This is a genomic window from Desmonostoc vinosum (assembly GCF_059505385.1).
The window spans coordinates 1-2832 of sequence record NZ_JCACKM010000327.1; the positions used below are offsets into that span (position 1 = coordinate 1).

The 2832-nt window shown below is 44.4% G+C and carries 1 protein-coding gene and 2 pseudogenes; 1 reads left to right on the forward strand and 2 read right to left on the reverse strand.

The features are described 5' to 3' along the window. Nucleotides 1–340: pseudogene (locus tag AC5JMF_RS32595) on the forward strand (hypothetical protein); the annotation flags it as partial. A gap of 92 nt (nucleotides 341–432) precedes the next feature. Here the strand turns inward: AC5JMF_RS32595 and AC5JMF_RS32600 are convergent. Then, on the reverse strand, nucleotides 433–2478 hold the full coding sequence (locus AC5JMF_RS32600; RefSeq protein ID WP_495799850.1) for a hybrid sensor histidine kinase/response regulator: 2046 nt from the start codon (nucleotides 2476–2478) through the stop codon (nucleotides 433–435). Beyond that, nucleotides 2438–2776, reverse strand: a pseudogene (locus tag AC5JMF_RS32605) (chemotaxis protein CheB); the annotation flags it as partial. The gene AC5JMF_RS32600 and the pseudogene AC5JMF_RS32605, both read right to left, overlap by 41 nt. Nucleotides 2777–2832 lie beyond the last annotated feature (56 nt).

A 2832-nucleotide genomic window follows, 5' to 3' on the forward strand; every position in this document is an offset into this window, starting at 1 on the left:
CGCAATCGACGGGAACCGCCAAGACTGCGACTCCCTCACTTGCTCAGATGGTACTTGTCTTGAAAAATCGCTCCTCTTGGGGAGCCACCCCTTTGGACGGGTTCCCCGGCTTGAAGGGAGTGGCGTGGAACCCCAAGACCGCGTTTTTCGCAAAATTGAATCACCCCAATTTTTTAAGCAATCCCTAAACGCTATCAAAAAAGCTAGTAGACAGCATTCTAAGAAATTAAAAGGTTCAGTTAATCGAGAAAGAGCTAGAAAGAATTTGGTATGCAGATACGAGGCTATTTCTCATCGTCGGCGTGATTGGTTTTGGAAATTAAGACCACCCCAGTTTTAGCGAATTACTAGGCCGTGTCCGACAAGTAGCTTTGGGTGCGTATGCTCATCAAGACTTGCCTTTTGATTTCACGTTTTCTTAGTGCCATTCCATTAAAACTCACCACTCACCACTGCCTGACTGACTTGCAGGGGTAGGTTTAAAACGCTGACAACGGCGCTAATCAATTCGGTGGGGTCGATTGGTTTTGATAAATGCTGCTTAAACCCTGCTTCTAGGACTTTTAAGCGGTCTTCCTCTTGTGAAGACGCTGTTAAAGCGATCGCAGGGATACATTTACCTTTGTCTTGTTCTAAAGAATGCAGTTGATGGATGAGGGTGTCATTATCTGTCTGTGATATGCAGATGTCGCTTATGAGGATATCTGGTTGTAATTCTTCTAATACTTTCAGTGCTTCAGCAACTGATGATACCGCAGTTGCTGAAGCACCATATTCTGCAAACACAAAAGATAGCAAGTTGCGGGTATCAGTTTCATTATCCACAACTAGAACCTTTAAATCAGCCAATGGTGCAGCAACAGCAGACAAGGAAGTTTCTTTACTTTTTCTATTGTTTTGCAGTAGTGGTAGTTTTACAGTAAAGGTTGCTCCCTGTCCTTCTCCTAAACTTTCGGCTGAGATTGTTCCCCTGTGCAGTTCCACCAAATGGCGCACAATCGCCAACCCTAGCCCTAGTCCACTGTGCGATCGCGTTGTCGTGCTGTCTGCCTGCCGGAAACGCTCAAATACTTTGGGTAAAAACTCTGGGCTAATGCCAATACCCGTATCAATAACTTGAACTTGAGCATATTTATCAGTTTTCTGTTCTTTTGCTTGACCACTAACCACTGACAAATTAACGTCTACCTTACCACCCTTGGGCGTAAATTTAATGGCGTTAGTTAACAGATTCCATACCACTTGCTGCAACCGGACTGAATCACCATAAATCGAACCTATGGAATTATCTAAGGTAGTGTTTATTTGAATATTTTTTGTCTCTGCTAGGGGACGTACTGCTTCTAAAGCTGCTTCAGTAACTGTAACTAGATTCACAGCACCGATATTTAACCGCAGTTGACCACGAATAATCCGTGATACATCTAAGATATCTTCAATTAGTTGTACTTGTGATGTGGCGTTGCGTTCGATCGCTTCCAATGCCCGAGAGGTAGCTTTTTCGTCAAGTTTTTTAGAGCGGAGTATTTTTGACCAACCCAACATTGAGGTGAGGGGTGTTCGTAGTTCATGGGAGAGAACGGCCAGAAATTCGTCTTTCATTTGATTGGCCGCTTCTGCTTCTTGTCTAGCGGTCTGTTCGCGAATCATCTGGGCGCGGACTTCTTCAGATTGCTTGCGTTCGGTGATATCTTCTAGCGTGCCTACATACCCAAGCAAATCACCTTGACCTGATAGCATTGGTGATGAGCGTACCTGAACCCAACGCACATTTCCATGCACAGTTTGAAAGCGAAACTCTTCTGAATAATCGTGCCCATCATAAATGTAAGCTGCCCAAGAAGCGATCGCTCTTTCTCGATCCTCTGGATGCACACATTCTAACCACCGCTTTTGTTGACTCTCGGCTGCTTTCAACCCACAAATTGCTTGATAGCGGGGATTGCTATAATTACAGCGTCCTTCAGTATCAGTCTCAAAAATCCCAACGGGTGAGCAGGTACTGAGCGAACGGAATCGCTCTTCGCTCTGCCTGAGTTCGGCGTTGACAGCTACTAATTGGTCTGCTTGTTGCTTAACTGCTTCTGTTTTCTTAAATAGTTCAACGAATGCTGTGACTTTAGAGGTTAATATATTTGGGTCTATTGGTTTGAGTAGATAATCAACCGCACCTAATGCATAGGCTTTGAATAGCATTTGGTCGCTAGTGCTAAAAGCCGTCAGAAAGATGATTGGTGTATGACGCGATCGCCCCCGATTGCGAACCAAAGAGGCAGTTTCAAAGCCATCTATCCCTGGCATTTGCACATCCAGCAAAATTACCGCAAAGTCTTGATGTAAAAGACACCTCAAAGCCTCTTCTCCTGAAGTAGCTCTTACTAAATTCTCCCCCAATTTCTCTAGAATTGCCTCTAGGGCTAACAAGTTTTCTATTCTATCATCTACTAGGAGGATGTTGACTTTGGATTCCATTTGCATGGGTTGATTTCCGTATAGAGTGACAAAGCTCGACTATTACAGAAGCAATGTCTGAAAGTGACAAAATCCAGTCTACTGCAACAGCAGAAATTGCTGCCTCTGGCATGAGTGGGCTTTCTGCGGTTTCAGGTGCTTGAACAATAGTTACTCCTCCCCTGGCTTTGATTTTTTTTAGCCCTTGTGCGCCGTCTTGGTTTGCTCCTGTTAATATTACACCAATTACTTGCTCACCGTAGATATCAGCCGCCGAATCGAACAGTACGTCAATAGATGGTCTGGCATAGCAAACAGGTTCATCTCCCTAGCTATCTAATTGGTATACAAAGCAGATAAGCTGAGGAAAGCACCTAGCAG

Coding starts and splice junctions, on each gene's coding strand:
- AC5JMF_RS32600 (WP_495799850.1), bottom strand. CDS start 2,478: ATGCAAATGGAATCCAAAGTCAACATCCTCCTAGTAGATGATAGAATA.